This window comes from Nonomuraea sp. NPDC052129, from assembly GCF_040680095.1.
Taxonomy (GTDB): Bacteria; Actinomycetota; Actinomycetes; order Streptosporangiales; family Streptosporangiaceae; genus Nonomuraea.
Window position 1 is genome coordinate 54,324 of record NZ_JBFAVX010000013.1, and the last position, 20,957, is coordinate 75,280.

20 protein-coding genes are annotated in these 20,957 nt (G+C 70.6%); 11 read left to right on the forward strand and 9 right to left on the reverse strand.

Features of this window, described 5'->3' with window-relative positions:
- Positions 1-82 precede the first annotated feature (82 nt).
- Positions 83-736: a TetR family transcriptional regulator gene (locus AB0L53_RS27355; protein WP_363999337.1), complete on the reverse strand. Its 654-nt coding sequence runs from the start codon at positions 734-736 to the stop codon at positions 83-85.
- Positions 737-858: 122 nt separating this feature from the next.
- On the opposite strand from AB0L53_RS27355, the gene AB0L53_RS27360 reads away from it, so the two are divergent.
- Genes AB0L53_RS27360 through AB0L53_RS27370 form a run of 3 tightly spaced genes read left to right on the forward strand, consistent with a single transcriptional unit; the run spans position 859 to position 4,600 of the window.
- A complete protein-coding gene (locus AB0L53_RS27360; RefSeq protein ID WP_358176897.1) occupies positions 859-1,323 on the forward strand; it encodes a 2Fe-2S iron-sulfur cluster-binding protein in 465 nt (154 codons plus the stop codon).
- Complete coding sequence (locus tag AB0L53_RS27365) at positions 1,320-2,306, forward strand: xanthine dehydrogenase family protein subunit M (protein WP_363999340.1); 987 nt, start codon at positions 1,320-1,322, stop codon at positions 2,304-2,306. Before AB0L53_RS27360 ends, AB0L53_RS27365 begins: the two co-directional genes overlap by 4 nt.
- A complete protein-coding gene (locus AB0L53_RS27370; RefSeq protein WP_363999343.1) occupies positions 2,303-4,600 on the forward strand; it encodes a xanthine dehydrogenase family protein molybdopterin-binding subunit in 2,298 nt (765 codons plus the stop codon). The genes AB0L53_RS27365 and AB0L53_RS27370 overlap by 4 nt, the downstream gene beginning before the upstream one ends.
- Before the next feature lie 51 nt (positions 4,601-4,651).
- On the opposite strand, the gene AB0L53_RS27375 is transcribed toward AB0L53_RS27370, so the two are convergent.
- Genes AB0L53_RS27375 through AB0L53_RS27385 form a run of 3 tightly spaced genes read right to left on the reverse strand, consistent with a single transcriptional unit; the run spans position 4,652 to position 7,733 of the window.
- Positions 4,652-5,485, reverse strand: a complete 834-nt coding sequence (locus AB0L53_RS27375) for a carbohydrate ABC transporter permease (protein ID WP_363999346.1) — start codon at positions 5,483-5,485, stop codon at positions 4,652-4,654.
- Positions 5,482-6,405, reverse strand: a complete 924-nt coding sequence (locus tag AB0L53_RS27380; protein WP_363999349.1) for a sugar ABC transporter permease — start codon at positions 6,403-6,405, stop codon at positions 5,482-5,484. The genes AB0L53_RS27375 and AB0L53_RS27380 overlap by 4 nt, the downstream gene beginning before the upstream one ends.
- Positions 6,402-7,733: an extracellular solute-binding protein gene (locus AB0L53_RS27385; RefSeq protein WP_357939042.1), complete on the reverse strand. Its 1,332-nt coding sequence runs from the start codon at positions 7,731-7,733 to the stop codon at positions 6,402-6,404. Before AB0L53_RS27385 ends, AB0L53_RS27380 begins: the two co-directional genes overlap by 4 nt.
- A gap of 117 nt (positions 7,734-7,850) precedes the next feature.
- Between AB0L53_RS27385 and AB0L53_RS27390 the strand changes: the two genes are divergently transcribed.
- On the forward strand, positions 7,851-9,341 hold the full coding sequence (locus AB0L53_RS27390) for an alpha-N-arabinofuranosidase (protein WP_363999353.1): 1,491 nt from the start codon (positions 7,851-7,853) through the stop codon (positions 9,339-9,341).
- Between the two features lie 44 nt (positions 9,342-9,385).
- On the opposite strand, the gene AB0L53_RS27395 is transcribed toward AB0L53_RS27390, so the two are convergent.
- Positions 9,386-10,417 carry a LacI family DNA-binding transcriptional regulator gene (locus tag AB0L53_RS27395; protein ID WP_357657101.1) on the reverse strand — a complete coding sequence of 344 codons (1,032 nt, stop codon included), beginning with the start codon at positions 10,415-10,417 and terminating at the stop codon, positions 9,386-9,388.
- 182 nt (positions 10,418-10,599) lie between these two features.
- On the opposite strand from AB0L53_RS27395, the gene AB0L53_RS27400 reads away from it, so the two are divergent.
- The 5 genes from AB0L53_RS27400 (at position 10,600) to AB0L53_RS27420 (ending at position 16,099) form a co-directional block, all read left to right on the forward strand.
- Positions 10,600-11,532, forward strand: coding sequence for an alcohol dehydrogenase catalytic domain-containing protein (locus tag AB0L53_RS27400; RefSeq protein WP_363999357.1), 933 nt, complete (start codon positions 10,600-10,602; stop codon positions 11,530-11,532).
- A gap of 12 nt (positions 11,533-11,544) precedes the next feature.
- A complete protein-coding gene (locus AB0L53_RS27405; RefSeq protein ID WP_363999359.1) occupies positions 11,545-12,597 on the forward strand; it encodes an amidohydrolase family protein in 1,053 nt (350 codons plus the stop codon).
- 97 nt (positions 12,598-12,694) lie between these two features.
- The gene (locus AB0L53_RS27410) at positions 12,695-14,191 is read left to right on the forward strand and encodes a sugar ABC transporter ATP-binding protein (protein WP_363999362.1); all 1,497 of its coding nucleotides are present in this window, start codon (positions 12,695-12,697) and stop codon (positions 14,189-14,191) included.
- A complete protein-coding gene (locus AB0L53_RS27415; RefSeq protein ID WP_363999365.1) occupies positions 14,181-15,131 on the forward strand; it encodes an ABC transporter permease in 951 nt (316 codons plus the stop codon). Before AB0L53_RS27410 ends, AB0L53_RS27415 begins: the two co-directional genes overlap by 11 nt.
- Positions 15,132-15,145: 14 nt before the next feature.
- Positions 15,146-16,099 (forward strand): substrate-binding domain-containing protein, encoded by a 954-nt coding sequence (locus tag AB0L53_RS27420; protein WP_363999368.1) that lies wholly within the window; start codon positions 15,146-15,148, stop codon positions 16,097-16,099.
- Between the two features lie 15 nt (positions 16,100-16,114).
- Here the strand turns inward: AB0L53_RS27420 and AB0L53_RS27425 are convergent, their stop codons facing one another.
- Positions 16,115-17,302 carry a hypothetical protein gene (locus AB0L53_RS27425; RefSeq protein WP_363999371.1) on the reverse strand — a complete coding sequence of 396 codons (1,188 nt, stop codon included), beginning with the start codon at positions 17,300-17,302 and terminating at the stop codon, positions 16,115-16,117.
- Positions 17,299-17,808, reverse strand: a complete 510-nt coding sequence (locus AB0L53_RS27430; RefSeq protein ID WP_363999374.1) for a SigE family RNA polymerase sigma factor — start codon at positions 17,806-17,808, stop codon at positions 17,299-17,301. The genes AB0L53_RS27425 and AB0L53_RS27430 overlap by 4 nt, the downstream gene beginning before the upstream one ends.
- Before the next feature lie 173 nt (positions 17,809-17,981).
- Between AB0L53_RS27430 and AB0L53_RS27435 the strand changes: the two genes are divergently transcribed.
- Positions 17,982-19,001, forward strand: a complete 1,020-nt coding sequence (locus tag AB0L53_RS27435; protein WP_363999377.1) for a LacI family DNA-binding transcriptional regulator — start codon at positions 17,982-17,984, stop codon at positions 18,999-19,001.
- 29 nt (positions 19,002-19,030) lie between these two features.
- On the opposite strand, the gene AB0L53_RS27440 is transcribed toward AB0L53_RS27435, so the two are convergent.
- Positions 19,031-19,462, reverse strand: coding sequence for a nuclear transport factor 2 family protein (locus AB0L53_RS27440; protein ID WP_363999380.1), 432 nt, complete (start codon positions 19,460-19,462; stop codon positions 19,031-19,033).
- Between the two features lie 41 nt (positions 19,463-19,503).
- Positions 19,504-19,890: a hypothetical protein gene (locus AB0L53_RS27445; RefSeq protein WP_358431357.1), complete on the reverse strand. Its 387-nt coding sequence runs from the start codon at positions 19,888-19,890 to the stop codon at positions 19,504-19,506.
- A 98-nt stretch (positions 19,891-19,988) separates the two neighbouring features.
- Here AB0L53_RS27445 and AB0L53_RS27450 point away from each other — a divergent pair, with 98 nt between their 5' ends.
- Complete coding sequence (locus AB0L53_RS27450; RefSeq protein ID WP_363999384.1) at positions 19,989-20,951, forward strand: GlxA family transcriptional regulator; 963 nt, start codon at positions 19,989-19,991, stop codon at positions 20,949-20,951.
- The last annotated feature ends 6 nt before the right edge of the window (positions 20,952-20,957 follow it).

Here is a 20,957-nt window from a genome sequence, read left to right on the forward strand (position 1 = left end):
CCACTCTGACCCGCGCCACCCTGACCCGCCCAGCACCGCCAACCAACGGCGGCCCGCCCGGCGCGGTCAACCCCGGCGCGGGTCAGCGCTGTGCGGGCAGTCCGGCGGCGAGGGCGGCGAGCATGCGCTTCATCGTCGGCCGGAACGGCAGGCAGCGGGCGGCGATGTCGGGGTCCTGGGCGTAGAGCTCACGCAGGGCGGGCGGCGGGTTCGACATCGGGAAGAGCGTGCCCGCCAGCGCGGCGGCCGCCCCGGCCAGCTCGATCCCCTCACTGGCGGTCAGGCCGGGGTAGGCCAGAGCGACGCGCGCTCCCAGGTCGTCGATCGCGCTGTGCACGGCCCGCTTGAAGGCACGAGCCGCCGGGACCGAGATGTTGTGCTCCAACGTGATCGAGACGTGGCCCAGCAGGTCGCAGAAGAGCGTTCGCTCGGCCAGCGTGTCGGTCAGCGCGGCGACCACGTCGTCCGGACCGGCGGCCGTGGCGAGCCGGGCGGCGACCTCGTCCGCCCAGCCGATCCACTCCTCGACGGTGAGTTCGAGGTAGATCTCCTCCCGGGTCCCGAAATATCGCACCACGTTGGACTTCGCCAGTCCGACCGCCGCCGCGACCCCGCCCAAGCTGACGTTGCGAACCCCTGATTCGGTGGCAAGCCGACGAGCGGCGGCGAGGATCTCCTCGCGCCGCTGCTGCTTGTGCTCCGGGCGCCTGGCCCGGAGAAACGCCGATCGCGTCATGGTTGAGCCAAGCATACGAGCAAGATAAGGAAACGTCGTCCTCTTGTTAAGATTACACCGTCCTGTTAACGTCGCCCTCAACTGACGCGCATCATTCGGAGGGCAATGTGGTCACGCTGCGGATGCGGGTGAACGGCGTAACCCGTTCGCTCGAACTCGAACCATGGGTCAGCCTGCTCGACGCGCTACGCGAGCACCTCGGCCTGACCGGCACGAAGAAGGGCTGCGACCAGGGCGCCTGCGGCGCCTGCACGGTGCTGGTCGACGGCGAGCGGATCAACTCCTGCCTGGCCCTCGCGGTGCAGTACGAGGACCGCGACATCACCACCATCGAGGGGATCACGCACCCGATCCAGCGGGCGTTCATCGAGCACGACGGCTTCCAGTGCGGTTACTGCACCTCCGGCCAGATCTGCTCGGCGATCGGCATGCTGGCCGAGCACGGGGCGGGGATGCCCAGCGCGGTCACCGAGCCCGGCGCCACCGGGCTGTCGGAGGCCGAGATCAGGGAGCGCATGAGCGGCAATTTGTGCCGCTGCGGCGCGTACAACGGGATCGTCGACGCCATCAAGGAGGTCGCGCGATGAAGCCGTTCGCGTACGTCAGCGCGCCCGACGTGGCGACGGCCGTCCGCGCGATCGCGACGGAGCCCAACGCGAAGTTCCTCGGCGGCGGGACGAACCTCGTCGACCTGATGCGCGAGGACATCGAGCGGCCCGACACGGTGGTCGACATCACCCGGCTGCCGCTGACCGAGATCGAGGAGCTGCCCGGCGGCGGCGTGCGCGTCGGGGCGCTGGTGCGCAACAGCCACCTGGCCGCCCACCGGCTGATCAGGACCCGCTTTCCGCTGCTGTCGCAGGCGCTGCTCGCGGGCGCGTCGGCGCAGCTGCGCAACATGGCCACGGTGGGCGGCAACCTGCTGCAGCGCACCCGCTGCCCCTACTTCTACGACGGCGCGTCGGCCTGCAACAAGCGCGTGCCCGGCAGCGGCTGCGACGCGATCGGCGGCTTCAACCGCAACCACGCGATCCTCGGCACGAGCGACGACTGCATCGCCACGCACCCCTCCGACATGTGCGTCGCGCTCGCCGCGCTCGACGCCACCGTGGAGGTGGAGAGCGTACGCGGCCTGCGTCGCGTGCCGATGGCCGACTTCCACCGGCTGCCCGGCGGCACACCGCACCTGGAGACGGCGCTGGAGCCCGACGAGCTGATCACCGCGGTCGAGGTGCCGGCGCTGACGGCGCCCTCCTGCTATCGCAAGGTGCGCGATCGGGCCTCGTACGCGTTCGCCCTGGTGTCGGTCGCCGCGGCGCTGGAGGTCACGGACGGGGTCGTGTCGGAGGTACGGCTGGCGCTCGGCGGCGTGGCGGCCAAGCCGTGGCGGGCCCACCAGGCCGAGGCGGCCCTGCTCGGCGCCCCGGCCACGGAGGAGTCGTTCCGCCGGGCGGCCCAGGCGGAGCTGGAGCCGGCGGTCGGCCGGCCGGACAACACCTTCAAGATCGAGCTGGCCCAACGGACGATCGTGGCGACGCTGCGGCGGCTCAGCGACGGGAGCCTGGCATGACCACCACCACCGAGAAGCAGAGCCCGCCGCGCGAGCGGGCGGTCGGCAGGGGCATCGACCGGGTCGACGGCCCGGAGAAGACGACGGGCAAGGCCCGGTTCGCGGCCGAGTTCCCGTACCCGGACCTCGCCTACGCCGCCCTGGTGCACGCGACGGTCGCCCGCGGCCGGATCACCGGCATCGACGTCAAGGCGGCCGAGGCGGTGGCGGGCGTCCTGTCGGTGCTCACCCATCTGAACGCGCCCGTGCTGAAGCCGGCGCCCGCGCGGAGCATGCTCGACCTGAGCACGATGGTCTCCGCGACCTCGGTCAACTACCTCAACACCGACGAGGTGCACTGGGACGGCCAGCCGGTGGCGGTCGTCGTCGCGGAGAGCCTGGAGGCGGCGCGGCACGGCGCGAGCCTGGTCGAGGTGACCTACCAGGAGTTCCCGGCCGTGGTGGACTTCGCCGCGGAGGAGGCGAACGCCAAGCCGCAGCCGAGCAGCATTCTGGGGCCGGGCAGCGCCAAGAAGGGTGACGCGGAGGCGGCTCTGGCGGTGGCGCCGGTGTCGGTGGACCTGCGCTTCACCACCCCGCCCCACAACCACAACGCGATCGAGCCGCACGCGACCACCGCCGTCTGGGACGGCGACCGGCTGACCGTGCACGAGGGCAGTCAGGCCATCTCCTGGATGCGCAAACACCTCGCGGTCAGATTCGGCATCCCCGAGCGGAACGTACGCATGACCTCCCCGTACGTCGGCGGCGGCTTCGGCGGCAAGGGCTCGATCTGGCCGGGCACGATCCTGACCGCGCTGGCCGCCCGGGCGACCGGCAGAGCGGTACGGATGATGCTGACCAGGGAGGGCGTCTACCGCACGGTCGGCGGGCGCACGCCCTCGACCCAGCGCGTCGCGCTCGGCGCCGGCCAGGACGGCAGACTGACCGCGCTGATCCAGACCAGCGTCACCAGGACCGGAAAGGTGGGCGGCAACTCCGAGCCGGTGACCGAGGCGGCCCATCATCTCTACGACGCCGAGAACATCCTCGTTCAGCAGAAGCTCGTCGAGATGGACCTGCTCCCCAACACGTTCATGCGCGCGCCCGGCGTGTCCATCGGCACGTTCGCGCTGGAGGCGGCGATCGACGAGCTGGCCGGCGAGCTCGGCGTCGACCCGATCGAGCTGCGGATGCGCAACGAGCCGGAGCGCAACCCGCTCGACGGCAAGCGCTTCGCGCACCGGAAGCTGCGCGAGGCGTACGCGCTGGGCGCCGAGCGGTTCGGCTGGGCCGAGCGCACGCCGGAGCCCGGCTCGATGCGCGACGGCAGGTGGCTCGTCGGTATGGGGGTGGCCACGGCCTACCACTCGTCGGTGCAGTTCACGGCCAACGTCACCGTGCGGCTCTCGGCCGACGGCACGGTCGTGGTGCGCTGCGGCTTCCAGGAGATGGGCATGGGCGGCGCGACCGCGCAGGCGCAGATCGCCGCCGATGAGCTGGGCGTGCCGTTCGAGGCGGTCCGGGTGGAGTACGGCGACTCCGACCTGCCGACCGGGCCGATGGCGGGCGGTTCCGCGCAGACCGCGAGCATCGCGGCCAGCCTGCTGTCGGCCTGCGAGAAGCTGAGGGGGTCGGTGCTGGCTCTGGCCCGGCGCTCCGGCGACTCGCCGTTGCGCGGGCAGCGGCTCGCCGCGGTCGAGGCCAGGGACGGCGGGCTCTACCGGCGCGACCGGCCGGACGCCGGCGAGAGCTACGAGGCCATCCTGTCCAGGGCGGGCCGGCCGTCCGTCGAGGCGGCGATCGGCTCCGAATCGGGCCTCGGCGCTCTGGCCGGGCAGATCAGGTTCATGGCCAAGTTCGTCAACGACCAGCGGCGCTGGGTCAAGGCCGCGTCCGGCGCCCAGTTCTGCGAGGTACGCGTCGATCCGGACACCGGCGAGGTACGGCTGTCACGCTGGCTCGGCGTGTTCGACGTGGGCCGGGTGATCAACTCCAAGACGGCGGCCAGCCAGCTCCGGGGCGGCATCGTGATGGGGATCGGCATGGCGCTGTCGGAGGAGACGCTCGTCGACCCGCGCAACGGGCGCGTCATGAACCCGGGGCTGGGCGACTACCACATCCCGGTGCACGCCGACGTCCCACCGATCGACATCCTCTACCTGGACGAGCCGGACCCGACCATGCCCCTGGGCCTGATCGGGATCGGCGAGGTGAGCATCACGGGCGTCGCCGGGGCCATCGCCAGCGCCGTGCACCACGCCACCGGCAAGCGCGTCCGCGACCTGCCCATCACGCTCGACAAGCTGCTCTGACCAATACCCCCTCCGGGGCAGCGGAAGAAGCTGCCCCGGAGGGAAAGCAAGTCACTGACCGGCCAGGCCGGTGTGGGCGACTCCTCGGATGATCTGGCGCTGGAAGAGGACGAAGACCACCAGCAGCGGCAGCCCGGCGAGCACCACACTGGCCATGATCTGCGCGTACCGAAGCCCGAACGTGCCCTGCACCACGTTGGCCAGCCCGACCGGGAGGGTCATTGTGTTGGGGTCCGTCGAGACCAGGAACGGCCAGAGGAAGTTGTTCCACGTCGTGATGAACGTGAAGATCGACACGGCCGCGAGCACCGGGCGCGACAGCGGCAGGACGATGGTGAAGAACACCCGCCAGCGCCCGGCCCCGTCCACGAAGGCCGCCTGCTCCAGCTCAAGCGGCACATCCTGGAAGAACTTGTAGAGGATGTACACGATCAGCGGCGCCGCGACCTGCGGCAGGATGATCGACCACCAGGTGTCGACCAGCCCGAGCGAGACCATCTCGGCGAACAGCGGCGCCATGAGCACCTGCGGCGGCACCATGATCCCGGCCAGGATGACCGCCAGGAGCACCCGCTGGCCGCGGAACTGCGTGCGCGCGAACCCGTACGCGGCCATCGCCGAGAACAGCACGGTCATGAAGGTGACGACGACCGCGGTGACCGTCGAATTGATCGCCCACTTGACGATGCCGCCGGTCGCCAGCACCAGCCGGTAGGCGTCCAGGGTGAGCTCGCTGCCGAACCACTGGAGCGGCAGCTTGGTGGTCTCGCTCTCGGGCTTCAGCGAGGTGGCGACGGCCCAGGCGAGGGGCGCGAGCCAGACGATGGCGAGCGCCGCCGCGATCACCAGCAGGATGATCTGGGAGGGGCTGAACCGCTTGGTCATGACAGGGCCTCCTCGCGCTTGCGGAGCAGCCGGAGCTGGCCCAGCGACACGATGACGATCAGGACGAAGAGGATGTAGGTGATGGCCGACGCGTAGCCGATGCGGTAGCCGGAGAAGCCGACCTCGTAGGCGTACTCGATGATCGGCCGGGTGGCCTCCTCGGGGCCGCCGTTCGTCATCAGGTAGATCTGGTCGAAGACCTTCAGCGACGCGAGGAGCTGCAGGATCACGATGAGCCCGGTCGTCCGGCCGAGCAGCGGCAGTGTGATCGAGCGCAGCTTGGTCCAGGCCGTCGCGCCGTCGATCGCGGCGGCGTCGTACAGGTGCTGGGGGATCGACTGCAGGGCGGCGAGGTAGAGCAGGAAGTTGAAGCCGACCGTCCACCAGACGGTGGTCAGCACCATCGACCACATCGCCACGCTCGGGTCGCCCAGCCAGAGGACATCGGTGCCCAGAGTGCCGTTGAGCAGGCCGTACTCGGGCGGATAGATCATCTGCAGCCAGAGCACCGCGACCACGGCCGACGGCAGCAGGAACGGCCCGAAGAACGACAGCCGCCACAGCCACTGCAGGAAGCGCAGGTTGTGCACCAGCAGGGCGAATCCCAGGCCGAGCAGCACCAGCGGGATCGTGCTCAGCACGGTGAACACCACGGTGTTCCACAGCGAGTGCCACATTCTGGGGTCGCCGAACGCTTCGGCGTAGTTGGCGAACCCGACGAATTCGTTGTTGCCGCCCGCGATGTTGACACTCGACAGGCTCATCCGGAGGCCGAGCACGGTCGGCCACACCAGGAAGGCGGCATAGATCACCAGGAAGGGCGCGACGAACAGCAGTCCGTGCTGGGTCCAGCGGCGCCGTACCGGGGCGTGGGCGACGGGAGTGGTGGTGACGGGGGCGGCGGCAGTGGTGGCCATCATCCCTCCTTGGCGGGGAAGGGGTTCGGGGCTGACATGAGCCGGCGCAGCGCCTGCTTGGCCGTCTCCAGGCCCTGCTCGGGCGTCCGCGCCCCGCTGATGACCGGCGAGAACGCGCCGCCGAACTCGATCCACAACCGCGACGCCGACCCGGCGAACCACACCTTCGGGTCCAGGGCGACCTCGGTGATCACTGAGCGGTACTCCGACTGTGGCTGCAGCGCCAGGTAGGCGGGCTCCTCAAGCGCGGGCAGGTAGGCGGGCACATGCCCGGCCACCGCCCAGTCGGCACTGTGCTTGACCAGGTAGGCGATGAACCGGTAGGTCGCCGCCTCGGTCTCCGGGTCCCGGTTGCGCTGGTGCGGCAGCACGAACGAGTGGCAGTCGGCCTGGGCCGCGCCGCTGCCGAAGACACTGGGGAAGCGGGCCATGCTGAACGGCGTCTTGCGTTCCTTCAGCCCGGTCGTCTCCCAGTCGCCGTTCCACAGGAAGGCCGCCAGGCCGTTGGTGAAGGCGGCCACGGACGCGCCGTAGTCGGTCTTGGGGTTGCAGAGCCCCTCCTGACCGAGCTGGCGCATGAACCGTAGCGCGGTCAGCGCCTTGGTGTCGTCGAGGGTGATCCGGGTGCCGTCGTCGGACACCAGGGTGCCGCCGCTCTGCGCGTACAGGGACTCCCACACCCGCCACGGGCCCACCGTGCCGAGGCCGAGGGCGTCGAATACCAGCGGCGGCTTGCCGCCGAGCGCGTCCTTGGCCTTGCGCAGCATGGCCAGCAGCTCGTCGGTCCCGGTGGTCGGCTTCAGCTTGCCGTCGTCGCCGAGCAGGCCGGCGCGGCGGGAGAGGTCGGTGTTGTAGTACTGGACCATGGGGTGGGCGTCGAACGGCACGGCGTACAGCTCGCCGTTGACGTGGGCGCGTTCCCAGATGGGCGGGCTGAAGTCGGCGGCCCGCAGGCCGTTCTTGGCGAGCAGGTCGACGTTGATCGGGTCGAGTATCCGGCCGGCGCCGATCCCGGACAGGCGGGCCAGGTGGAACGTGGCCAGGTCGGGCGAGCGCCCGCCCGCTCCGGCCATCGCGACCTTCGTGTAGTACGGCTCGCCCCAGGCGAGCACGTTCTCCTCGACGAAGACGTCGGGATTGGCCTTGGCGAACGCGCCGACCATCCGGTTCATGATGATGCCGTCGCTCGCGCCGAGGAAGTGCCAGTAGCGGACCCGCCGCTGGGCCGAGCCCAGGCCGACGGGGATCGCACAGCCGGCCGCGCCGGCACCGAGAAGAGCGAGGCCGCCACCGAGGAGGTGGCGGCGGGAGACGGACGAGGGACCTTCCATGAGCGGCCTCTTTTCGGGTTACCCGAGTGTTTGCGGTAACACGTGAGCTGTCAAGAGCCTTGACCAGGTCTATGAGAGCGCTAACAATCTAGACATCACTTTCGAGGAGTCTGCACAGTGCACGAAGCACATCTCACGATCGACCCCGCCTTCCGCGTGGCCCCCGTACGCCGCCGCACCTTCGGCACGTTCGTCGAGCACCTGGGCCGGTGCGTCTACACCGGCATCTACGAGCCGGGCCACCCGACGGCCGACGAGGACGGCTTCCGCCGGGACGTGCTCGACCTGACCCGCGAGCTGGGCGTGTCCACGGTCCGCTATCCGGGCGGCAACTTCGTCTCCGGCTACCGCTGGGAGGACGGCATCGGGCCGGTCGCCGAGCGGCCCCGGCGGCTGGACCTGGCCTGGCACAGCACCGAGACCAACGAGGTCGGGGTGGATGAGTTCGTCCGCTGGTGCCGCAAGGCCGGGGTGGAGCCGATGATGGCGCTCAACCTCGGCACGCGCGGCATCGCCGAGGCCCTTGACCTGCTCGAATACTGCAACCACCCGTCCGGCACCACACTGTCGGACCTGCGGATCGCCAACGGCGCCAAGGAGCCGCACGGCATCCGGATGTGGTGCCTGGGCAACGAGATGGACGGCACGTGGCAGACCGGCCACAAGACCGCCCGCGAGTACGGCCGGCTGGCCGCCGAGACCGCCCGCGCCATGCGCACGATGGACGGCGAGCTGGAGCTGGTCGCCTGCGGCAGCTCGGCCTCGTCGATGCCGACCTTCGGCGCGTGGGAGGCCACGGTGCTGGAGGAGACCTATGACGTGGTCGACTATGTCTCCTGCCACGCCTACTACGAGGAGAAGGACGGCGATCTGGCGAGCTTCCTGGCCTGCTCGACCGACATGGAGTACTTCATCCAGTCGGTCGTGTCCACCGCCGACCACGTCGGAGCCCGGCTGAAGTCGCGCAAGAAGATCAACCTCTCGTTCGACGAGTGGAACGTCTGGTACCTGTCCCGCTTCCAGGCCGCCGAGCCGCCGCGGGACTGGCCGGTCGCGCCGCCGCTGCTGGAGGACCACTACCATCTGGCGGACGCGGTGGCCTTCGGCGGCCTGCTGATCACCCTGCTGCGCAACAGCGACCGGGTGACCTCCGCCTCGCTGGCCCAGCTGGTCAACGTGATCGCGCCGATCATGACCTCGCCCGGCGGATCGGCGTGGAAGCAGACCACTTTCCACCCCTTCGCGCAGGCGTCCCGCCTGGCCGCCGGCGACGTGCTCCGCGTCGAGGCGACCTCGCCGAGTCACGACACCAAGGAGTACGGGGAGGTGCCGCTGCTGCACGCCGTCGCCACGCACTCCGGCGACGAGACCGTGATCTTCGCCGTCAACCGCTCGACCGACCAGCCGCTCTCCCTGGAGATCGACGCGCGATCACTGGGCGACGTCCGCGTCGTCGAGGCCACCACGCTGTCGGGCCCCGACGTCTACGCCCGCAACACGGCCGAGGCGCCGGACACGGTCGCCCCTCGGACCAACCCGGACGTCCAGCACGATCCCCTGCGCGTGCTGCTGCCTCCTGTCTCCTGGAACGTGATCCGCCTCGGCTGATCACCTCGTACGGCTCGGCTGATCACCTCGTACGGCTCGGCTGATCACCTCGTACGGCTGGCGCCCGTGCTCTCCCTGACCACGAGCTCGGGCTCCACCAGCCGCTGGGTCTCCCGCTTCGTGCCGGCCATCTGGTCGAGCAGCAGGTGGAAGGCGTTGCGACCGACCTCGCCGAAGTCCTGCCGGACCGTGGTCAGCGGGGGCCAGAAGTAGGCCGCTTCGGGGATGTCGTCGAAGCCGACCACACTCACCTCCTCCGGCACCCGGCGCCCGGCCTCGCGCATCGCCCTGAGGACGCCCAGCGCCATCTGGTCGTTGCCCGCGAAGACGGCCGTGACCGACGGGTCGGCGGCCAGCCGCCTGCCGTGCTGGTAGCCCGAGCGGGAGCTCCAGTCGCCGCGTAACAGCTCGGGCACCGGCCGGCCCTCGGCTTCCAGCGCTCCTCGCCAGCCTTCGATCCGGCCGCTGGCGTCGATCCAGTCGACCGGCCCGCTCAGGTGCCAGACCGTCTCGTGTCCGAGGCTCAGCAGGTGGCGCGTCGCCCGCGCGGCGCCCGCCCGCTGGTCGACCATGACCACCGGCACCGGGACCTCCTTGCCCGCGTCGACGGCGACCACCGGCAGATCGGGCGGCAGGTAGCGCAGGCCGTCGACCGCCGACTCGTGGGGCGCGACGATGACCACGCCGTCGACGGACTGGGACCGGAGGCGGTGCACGCCCTCCTCGATCGACTTGCGGTTGAGCAGGCTCAGGCTGGCGATGCTCACGGTGTAGCCGCTCAGCCGGGCCGCCTGCTCGATGCAGTAGAGAGTGGAGGCCGGGCCGTACAGGGTGGTGTCGATGCTGACCACGCCGAGCACGCCCGAGCGGCCCGTGACCAGCTGGCGAGCAGCCGAGTTGGGCCAGTAGTCCAGCTCGCGCACGGCGGCCAGCACGCGCTCCCTGGTCTCGGCGCGGACCCGGTCGGGCGCGTTGAGCACCCGCGAGACCGTCATCGCCGAGACGCCGGCCAGCGCGGCCACATCGCCGAGCACGGCGGGCCTCGTGCGCGGTTTGCCGTCCGATCCCCCAGCCATGCGGATCACCACCTCCGCGATAACGCTAACAGGCAGGTCGCGCAGGTGTGGATCGCTGACCGCAGTGTGGACACGCGAACGGGCACTTGACACTTCCTTCCCGGCAATGGTCTGCTAGCGCTGATTCGGAATGGCATTCCGTAATACGGAATAGACGAAATACGGAAAAGAAAGGGGCGCGCGTGAAGGCCCTGGTGTTCACCGGTCCGAGCGTCGTGGAGCTGCGCGAGGTGCCCGAGCCCGTGGTCGGCGCCGACGAGGTGCTCGTCCACGTGGCCGCGTCCGGCATCTGCGGCAGCGAGTTGCACGGCGTCAGGACACCGGGCTTCCGGGTGCCGCCCCTCATCATGGGACACGAGTTCACCGGTCACACCGACGACGGACAGGCCGTCATCGTCAACCCCATCCTGGCCTGCGGCACGTGCGACCTGTGCGCCCAGGGGCAGCCCAACATCTGCCGGAACCGGAAGATCCTCGGCATCCACCGGCCCGGCGGCTTCGCCGAACGCGTCGCCGTCCCCGCCCCCGCCGTCATCCCCCTGCCTGACGGCGTCGGCCGCACCGCCGCCGCCCTCGTCGAGCCCGCCGCCAACGCGGTGCACGCCTGGCGCCTGGCCGGCCACCCCGCCGGAGCGCGCGTCGGCGTCATCGGCGCCGGCGCCATCGGGCTCACCTGCCTGCACACCGCCCTCGCCGGCAAGGCCGCGTCCGTCCACGTCGCCGACCGCTCGCCCGAACGCCTGGCCATCGCCGCCCGGCTCGGCGCCACCACCGGCCCCGAGCTGACCGGCGAGTACGACGTCATCTTCGACGCCGTCGGCGCCGCCGCCACGCATGAGCAGTCCCTCACCCACCTGCGCCCCGGCGGCGTGACGGTATGGCTCGGTCTGGCCGCCGCCGACCCCGGCTTCGACGCCACCGACCTCGTACGCACCGAGAAACGCGTCCTCGGCTCCTTCGCCTACGGCGACGCCGACTTCACCGCCGCCATCGACCTGGTCGGCGGATGGGACCTCAGCTGGACCGACACCTACCCCCTCGACCAGGGCGCCGACATCTTCACGACCCTGATGAACGGCCACACCACCCCGGTCAAGGCCCTCCTGATCCCCTGAGAGGTGGCAACCATGTGCCCAGCCGATCCGCCGTTGTCCCGCTACCGGCCGGTGTCCCACCTCCGGGTCGCGGTCCACGAGGTCGACCGGGCCGGTGTGCCCGCGGTGGACGCCCACGTCCACCTGGGCCGGTGGCTGAGCGAGGACGGGGACTGGACGGTCAAGGACGTACCGGCCCTGATCGGCCTGATGGACGAGGTCAACCTGCGCGGCATGGTCAACCTCGACGGCCGCTGGGGCACCGAGCTGGCCGCGAACATCGAGCGCTACGACGCGGCCCACCCCGGCAGGTTCGCCACCTTCTGCCACGTCGACTGGGGACAGACCGCCGAGCCGGGCTTCGGCGAGCGGCTGGCCGCGCAGCTCCGCCGCTCGGCGGCCGAGGGCGCGGCGGGGCTGAAGGTCTGGAAGGACGTCGGCCTGCGGGTCCGCGACCACCGCGGCGAGCTGGTGATGCTCGACGACCCGAGGCTGGACCCGCTGTGGGCGGCCGTCGGCGAGGCGGGCATCCCCATCGCGCTGCACACCGCCGACCCGGTGGCCTTCTTCGAGCCCGCCGACGAGCGCAACGAGCGGCTCGAACTGCTGACCGCCCGCCCGGACTGGAACTTCTCCGGGCCGGAGTTCCCGCCGTTCGAACGGCTGATGGAGGCGATGGAGGCGATGATCGCCAAGCATCCCGCCACGACGGTGATCGGCGTCCACGCGGGCTGCTGGCCGGAGAACCTGGGCTTCGCGAGCCGAATGCTCGACACATACCCGAACTTCCACATCGACATCGCCGCCCGCGTCGCCGAGCTGGGCCGCCAGCCCAGGACGACGCGGGCGCTGATGCTGCGCCACCCGGACCGGGTGCTGTTCGGCACCGACGAGATCCCGCCGGACCGGGAGAGCTACCGGATCCACTTCCGGTTCATGGAGACGGACGACGAGGCGTTCGCCCACTCGCTGGACGACCCGCCGCTGATGGGCCGCTGGACCATCTCCGGCCTCGACCTCCCACCGGACGTACTCGAACAGGTCTACTCGGCGAACGCGCGCCGGCTCGTACCAAGGCTGACATGAGCGGCCACCGTGCCAGACGGGTACTTTCCTCGTAAAAACCTGCCTTTTACCTGCGCGTTCGCGGAATGGTCGGCGCGGTGGCGGACACCATCGTGGAGTGGAGCTTCTCAGGGCCGAGGGCCTGCGTAAACGCTTCCCGGGCGTGCTGGCGCTCGACGGCGTCGACCTGACCGTACGCGCCGGTGAAGTGCACGTCCTGCTGGGCGAGAACGGCGCGGGCAAGAGCACGCTCATCAAGATGCTCTCCGGCGCCTACCACCCGGACGAGGGCCGCGTGCTGCTCGACGGGCGAGTCGTGCACATTCGTACGGCCGGCGACGCGCAACGGCTCGGCATCGCCACCATCTACCAGGAGTTCAACCTGGTCCCTGAGCTCAGCGTGGCCGAGAACCTGTCGCTGGGCCGGCCGCCGCGCAGGTTCGGCTTCGTCGACACCAAGAAGATGCACGAGCGGGCCGTGGAGCTGCTGGCGCGGGTGGGCGTGGACGTCGATCCGCGTACGCCGGTCGCCCGGTTGGGCATCGCGCGCATGCAGATGGTGGAGATCGCCAAGGCGCTCGCCCTCGACGCCCGCGTCCTGATCATGGACGAGCCGACGGCGGTGCTCACCACCGGCGAGGTCGAGAAGCTGTTCTCGATCGTCCGCCGGCTCCGGGAGGAAGGGGTGGCGATCGTGTTCATCACCCACCACCTGGAGGAGATCGCCGAGATCGGCGACCGCGTGACCGTGCTGCGCGACGGCCGATCGGTCGGCGAGGTGCCCGCCGACACGCCCCAGGACGACCTGGTCCGCCTCATGGTGGGCCGTCCGATCGACCAGCAGTTCCCGCGCGAGCGCGGCCAGGCGGGCGAGCCGCTGCTCAAAGTCACCGGGCTCGGCCGCAAGGGCGTCTTCGAGGACGTCTCCTTCGAGGTGCGCGCGGGCGAGGTGGTCGGCCTGGCCGGGCTGGTGGGCGCCGGTCGTACCGAGGTCGCCAGGGCGGTGTTCGGCGCCGACCGCTACGACACCGGCGAGGTCACCGTGCGCGGCCGGCGGCCCGCGCCGGGGGACGTGGTCGCGGCCATGGAGGCCGGCCTGGGGCTGGTCCCCGAGGACCGCAAGGGCCAAGGGCTGGTCCTGGGCGCGGACATCGGCGAGAACCTGGGGCTGGTCACTATGCGCGAGGCCACCCGCGCCGGATTCGTCGACCGCGGCGGCCAGCGCCGGGCCGCCGCGGAGGTCGCGGAACAGCTCGGCATCCGGATGACCGGACTGGCCCAGGAGGTACGCACGCTCTCCGGCGGCAACCAGCAGAAGGTCGTCATCGGCAAGTGGCTGGAGGCCGACGCGGGGGTGCTGATCCTCGACGAGCCGACCCGCGGCATCGACGTGGGCGCGAAGGTGGAGATCTACCAGCTGATCAACCAGCTCACCGCGTCGGGGCACGCGGTGCTCATGATCTCCAGCGACCTGCCCGAGGTGCTCGGGATGAGCGACCGGATCCTGGTGATGGCGCGCGGGCGGCTGGTCGGCGAGCTGTCCGCGGCCGAGGCCACGCAGGACGGCGTGATGGCGCTGGCGGTCGCCGAGGTGGCGGGTCCCCGTGGCCAGTAACGTCTTCCTCCGGCGATCCTGGCTGGCCGAGAACGGCGCGCTCGCGGCGCTGGTGGTGCTGATCGTGGCGCTGTCACTGCTGTCGGCCGACTTCCTCAGCGTGACGAACCTGCTCAACGTGGGCGTCCAGGCGGCCGTCACCGCGATCCTCGCCTTCGGCGGGACGTTCGTCATCGTCACCGGCGGCATCGACCTGTCGGTGGGCTCCGTCGCCGCGCTCTCCGCGATCGTCCTGGCGTGGACGGCCGCCGTCCCCGGCCTTCCCTGGCCGCTGGCCACCGTGGTCTCCCTGGTGGTCGGCGTCGCGTGCGGCCTGGTCAACGCCGCTCTCATCGCGTACGGCAAGCTGCCGCCGTTCATCGCCACGCTGGCCATGCTCGGCATCGCCCGCGGCCTGGCCCTCGTCATCTCCCAGGGCAGCCCTATCCCGATGCCGGACGCGGTCTCCCACCTGGGCGACACCATCGGCGGCTACCTGCCGGTCCCCGTCCTCGTGATGCTGGTCATGGGCGCCCTCGCGGCCGTGATCCTCAACCGGACCTATGTGGGCCGCGCGATGTACGCCATCGGCGGCAACGAGGAGGCCGCCCGGCTGTCGGGCATCAAGGTGTCCCGGCAGAAGCTCATCACGTACGCGCTGTCCGGCGGGTTCGCCGCGGTCGCCGGGATCGTCCTGGCCAGCCGCCTGGCCTCGGCCCAGCCGCAGGCCGCCGCCGGCTACGAGCTCGACGCCATCGCGGCCGTGGTCATCGGCGGCGCCAGCCTGTCCGGCGGCAAGGGCCGGGCGCTCGGCACGTTCGTCGGCGCGCTCATCCTGGCCGTCCTGCGCAACGGCCTGAACCTGCTCTCCGTCTCGGCCTTCTGGCAGCAGGTCGTGATCGGCGTGGTCATCGCGCTCGCGGTCCTCGTCGACACGCTGCGGCGCAGGGGGATGTCATAGGAAAGGGATAGATCATGCGGATTCCCGCGCTCGTCATAGCCGGCGCCGCTCTCGCGCTCGGCCTCACCGCCTGTGGCTCCGCCGGCCCGTCAGGCTCGAACACCTCCGCCTCACCGGGCGGAGCCAACGTCAAGATCGGCATGACCGTGTCGACGCTGAACAACCCGTACTTCGTCCAGCTCCGCGACGGCGCGCAGGCCGAGGCCCAGAGGGTCGGCGCCAAGCTCACCGTCACCGACGCCCAGAACGACGCCTCCCAGCAGGTCAACCAGGTCCAGAACTTCGCCAGTCAGGCCATGAAGGCGATCATCCTGAACCCGGTCGACTCCGACGCGGCGGCGCCCGCGGCCAAGGCGGCGGAACGCGCCAACATCCCGGTCATCGCGGCCGACCGCGGTGTCAACGGCGCCGAGGTGACGCAGACCGTGGCCTCCGACAACGTGACGGGCGGCAAGCTGGCCGCCCAGGAGTTGGCCGAGCTGCTCGGCCACAAGGGCCAGGTCGTCGTGCTGCAGGGCGTGGCCGGCACCTCGGCCGCGCGCGACCGCGGGCAGGGCTTCACCGAGGGGATCAAGGCGTTCCCGAACATCCAGGTCGTGGCCCAGCAGCCGGCCGACTTCGACCGGACCAAGGGCCTCGACGTCATGACGAACCTGCTCCAGTCGCACCCCGGCATCAACGGCGTCTTCGCCGAGAACGACGAGATGGCGCTGGGCGCGATCAAGGCCCTGGGCGCCAAGGCGGGCAAGGAGGTCAAGGTCGTCGGCTTCGACGGCACCCCCGACGGCCTGAAGGCGGTCAAGGCGGGCACGATGAACGCCAGCGTCGCCCAGCAGCCCGCACTGCTCGGCCAGCAGGCGGTGGCGGCCGCGGTCAAGGCCGCCAAGGGCGAGAAGATCGAAAAGACCGTGGCCGTGCCGGTGAAGGTCGCGACCACGGAGAATGTCGACGAATTCAAGATCGACTGACCGGCGTCCAGATTCCTAGTTTCTCGGCGTGAGGACCCAGTCCCAGCGGTCGTTGTTCCTGTCATGGCTACCGGTGAGCCGGGTCACCCGGGAGCCGTCGACGCTGACCAGCACCAGACCGTTGTCGAACTCGTTCCCACATTTGCCCGCGCAACCGAGCGCGACCACGTTGTCGTTGTCGGCCCAGGCGAGCAGCCGGAGCACCTCCTGTCTGCCGACGACCGCTCCGGACCGGTCGGTGATGCGGGTCGGCAGGCCGTCGCGGCCGAGGACCAGCTTGCCGTCGGGCGAGACCTTCGACCTGCCAGTGGCGTAGACGTACTGGTCACCGGCCGGCGCCTCCTGCTGCCTGCCGTCGAGGTCGAGGAAGACCTTGTCCGTCCCGGTGACGCTGGGCTGCCAGAGCAGCGATCCGTCCAGGCTCCAGCCGAGATCCTGGCGCGCGTTCGAGTTGCTTGGAGACCCGTCCCTGCTCATCGGCCCGAGCTCGTGGTAGTCGGCCTCACCCGTGGCGACGTCGATGACGTAATAGCCGATCCGCGTGGACTCGGGCATCGACCTGGAATCCTTCCCCAGGACCTGCCACCGGTCCGGGTACTCGGAGTAGGCCGTGGCCAGGACCTTGGTGCCGTCGGGCGACCAGACCACCGACCCGACGGCGTGCTCCAGCCCGATCCAGGCCTTGATCTGCCGGGTGTTCATGTCGAGGATGCCCACTTGCTTGCCGATCAGGTCGCCCCCGACCACCGCGGCGAGCTGGAGTCCCGGCGCCACGTCCACCCAGGCCCAGGGGGTCTGCTCGTAGGTGTCATCGCGCGGGTCGTAGAGCGACCAGGTACGCCGGGCGCGCACCCAGTCGCCCTCCAGCTTCTCGACCTTGGTGACGGAGTACGCGGACAAGGCCACGTTCCCGGCCGCGACCAGCTTCCGCGGCGGCGCGTTCTCCTCGTCGCCGCGTACGTCGGTCGAGGTCACCGTCGGCCTGACCGGGACACTCACGCCGTCGGTCGCCGGGCGCACGGTCGTGTTGTCGCCCCGCAGGCCGAAGGCGAACACGGCGACGGCCACCGCCAGCCCGACCGCCAGCACCGTCGCGCCAATGGGCAGCCAGGCGCGCCTCCGTAGCGCCCGGTCCGCCAGGTCGTGCGGGACCCGCGCCTCCGAGGCCCATTCCTCCAGGGTGTCGCGAAGCAGTCGGCTCATGTCGCAGCCTCCAGTTCCATGGCCAGCTCGGGGGCGATCAGCCGGAGCCGGGCAAGTGATCGGTGCGTGGTGCTTCTGACCGTGCCGACCGAGCACCCCAGCTCGCGGGCGACCTGGTGGTCGGCCATGTCCTCGAAGTAGCGGAGCACGAGTACCGTGCGCTGCTTCGGGGTGAGCTTGGCCAGAGCGCCGCGCAGCACCATGCGCAGCTCGCTCTGGTGCGTGCGGTCCGCACCCGGCAGGTCGGGCGGGGCCGCCTGGACGACCTCGCCGCGCCGGTTGGCCGCGCGCCACCAGCTCACCTGCTGGCGGTACATGATCTGCCTGGCGTACGCCTCGGGCGCCTCGACCCGCTGCCATTTGGCCGCCAGCTTCGTCAGTGCGGTCTGGACCAAGTCCTCGGCGCCGTGCTGGTCACCACCGGTGAGCAGGAAGCCGAGCCGCATCAGGGCGGGAGAGCGCGCAGAGACGAACTCGCGGAAGCCTTGCTCGTCCGCAGCGTCCACGACCACCTCCAAAGGGTTGATATCAGCCCTCAGACGCCGGGGAGCCTGCCGCGCTATGCCTCTGCCGGGTAACTATTTCTGGCTGAACCGGATAAGCGCTTTTGCCGGGGCCACTGACCATTGGAGTAGGTGACCTAGAGTTTGGGAAGATAACCGGTTCACAGGAGGGTTTCGTGAAGCGACCGACGATCGCCGACATCGCCAGCCGGGCGGGAGTCTCCAAGGTGGCGGTCTCCTACGCGCTCAACGGTCAGCCGGGGGTGTCGGAGGCCACCCGGGCGAGGATCGTCGCCATCGCCGAGGCGATCGGCTGGCGGCCCAACAGCGCCGCCCGCGCGCTGAACGGCGCCAGGGCGCACACCGTGGGACTCGCGCTGTGCCGTCCCGCGCGCTTCCTGGGCGTCGAGCCGTTCTTCATGGAGCTCATCAGCGGCATCGAGGGCGAGCTCGCGGACCACTCGTACGCCCTGATGCTCCAGGTGGTCGCCGACCATGAGCAGGAGATAGAGGTCTACCGGCGCTGGTGGGGCGAGAGCCGTACGGACGGCGCCTTTCTCGTCGACCTGCGTTACTCCGACGCCAGGGTGCCCGCCATGGAGCAGTTGGGCATGCCGGTCGTGGTGATCGGCCATCCCGCCGAGTCGGGCCCGCTGCCCGCGGTCTGGTCCGACGACGGCGAGGCGATCCGCGAGACCATCGCCTATCTCGTCGCGCTCGGGCACCGCCGCATCGCCCGCGTCGCCGGGCTGTCCGAGCTGGTCCACACGGCCGTGCGCGATCGGGCGTTCGCGGAGTCGTGCGCGGGCGCGGCCGAACACGTTACGGTGCACACCGACTACACGGGCGAGGAGGGCGCCAGGGCGACCAGGCGGCTGCTCAGCTCGGCGGCGCGGCCCACCGCGATCATCTACGACAACGACATCATGGCGGTGGCGGGCCTGTCGGTCGCCCAGGAGATGCGGCTCGACGTGCCGCGCGACCTGTCGATCGTCGCCTGGGACGACTCACCGCTCTCCCAGGTGGTCCGGCCGCCGCTCACCGCGCTGACCCGGGACATCCCGGCGTACGGAGCGCACGCCGCCCAGCGGCTGCTGGCCCTGATCGCGGGCGAGACCGTCCCCCCGTTCGAGGACCAGGCGGCCAGGCTGACTCCGCGCGGCAGCACCGGCGCCGTGCTGATCGACACACACTGAGCTCGACCGCTTTGAGCGCCGGACCCATCTCAGCTGATGGTGCGCCAGGACTGCTCCTCGACGAGTTCGCGGCTCCGCCAGCCGTCGGCGGTGGGCAGCATCCGGTGGTGATACCAGCCCCCGCCCTGGATCAGCCCCTTGCTGTCGGCGGAGACCAGTTCGCGCGAGGGAGCGAGAGTGTCGGCGAACGACGCGATCACGCGGGCCTCGCCGGCCTCGAAGGCGATCCTCGTGGCGCCGATCAGGTGCAGCCGTCCGGGCCAGTTGGCCAGGACGTCGGCGAGCCAGACCTTGGCCTCGGCCCGCGTGCCGCGGATGCCGCCCGCCGTCTGGTAGTCGATCAGCGCGTCAGGGGTGAACACCTCGTCGAGCAGGTCCCAGTCCCCCGAGTCGATGGCGTAGGCGTAGCGGGCCAGCACCTCGGCGATCTGGAGGCGGTCGGCGATCTCGCGGTCGTCCATACAGCGATCCAACCAAACGCTTGCTACAAACGCCAGCCGGCTCAGTGCGCGTGGGCGTACTCGTCGCGCCGGCGCAGCATCACCAGCAGCATGAGCGGGAACATCGCCACGTGCGCGGCCATCATCAGCCCCATCCCGTCGATGACCCCCAGCCACAGCAGCGGGAACAACGGCACGACCGGCACGAACATGGCGGCGCACATCTCCAGCGTGCCGGCCCACCCGTGACCCCGGAAGCGCATCCAGGCGGCCATGCCGACGGACATGTCGAACGCCATGAGCAGGTAGGCCGGCTCGGGATCCCGCTCGTACGTCAGCCCGAGCCCGACGGCGTCGAACAGGAAGCCCAGCACGAGCATCCCGACGAACATCGCGATGACCATCTCCACGTAGTGCCAGGCGAATCGGCCCCATGATCTCTGTGTCATGCGCCGACCGTCCCACCCCGCGTCTCCCCGCCAAAAGGCGGGCAAATCGACAGGTCCGGAAACTTGGGGTCCAGGTCCTTCCGGCGTAGGGTCTGGCCATGACCGTACGGCGGATCATCGTCATCGGATACGCGGCGGCGGAGCTGCTCGACATCGCCTGCATCACCACCTCCCTGGTGACGGCCAACCACCATGCCCGCCGCCCCCTCTACGAAGTGCGGCTGGCCACCCTCGGCGGCAACCCCATCACCTGCGGCACCGGACTGACGCTGCAAGCCCAGGAAGTCCTCGAACGCGTCACCGGCCCCCTCGACACGGTCGTCGTCGTCGGCGGAATCGGCCACCAGGAGGCGGCAGAGAACCGGCCGATCCTGGCGCACCTGCGCCGCCTCGCCCGCGAGAGCCGCCGCGTCGCGTCGGTCTGCACGGGAGCCGGCATCCTGGCCGCGACGGGCCTGCTGGACGGCCGGCGGGTGACCACGCACTGGGAGTGGGCGCGCGACCTCGCCGTCCGGCACCCCTCGGTGACCTTCGACCCCGACCCCATCTTCATCCGCGACGGCAACGTCATCACGGCGGCCGGCGTCACCAGCGCTCTCGACCTCACGCTGGCCTTCATCGAGGATGACCACGGCGCGGACCTGGCCAGGAAGGTCGCCCGCACCCTGGTGACCTACCTGCAACGGCCCGGCAACCAGGCGCAGATGAGCATCTTCACCGGCGCGCCGGCGGGCGAGGACAAGCTGGTCAGGCAGGTGACCGAGTACATCACCAGCCACCTGGCCGCCGACCTGACCACCGCCACACTGGCGGCCGACGCCGGGGTGAGCGAGCGGCACCTGACCCGGCTGTTCATCAAGGACCTGGGCCAGACGCCCGGCCGGTTCGTCCGGCAGGCCCGTACGGAGGCGGCCGCCCACCTGCTGGCCTCGACCACCCTGCCCATGGCCGGTGTGGCGGCCCGCTGCGGCTTCGGCACAGCCGAGACGCTGCGGCAGGCGTTCGTCGACCGCTACGGGATCCCGCCGTCGCGCTACCGGCTGACGCAGCGATCGGCGTGAGTACTA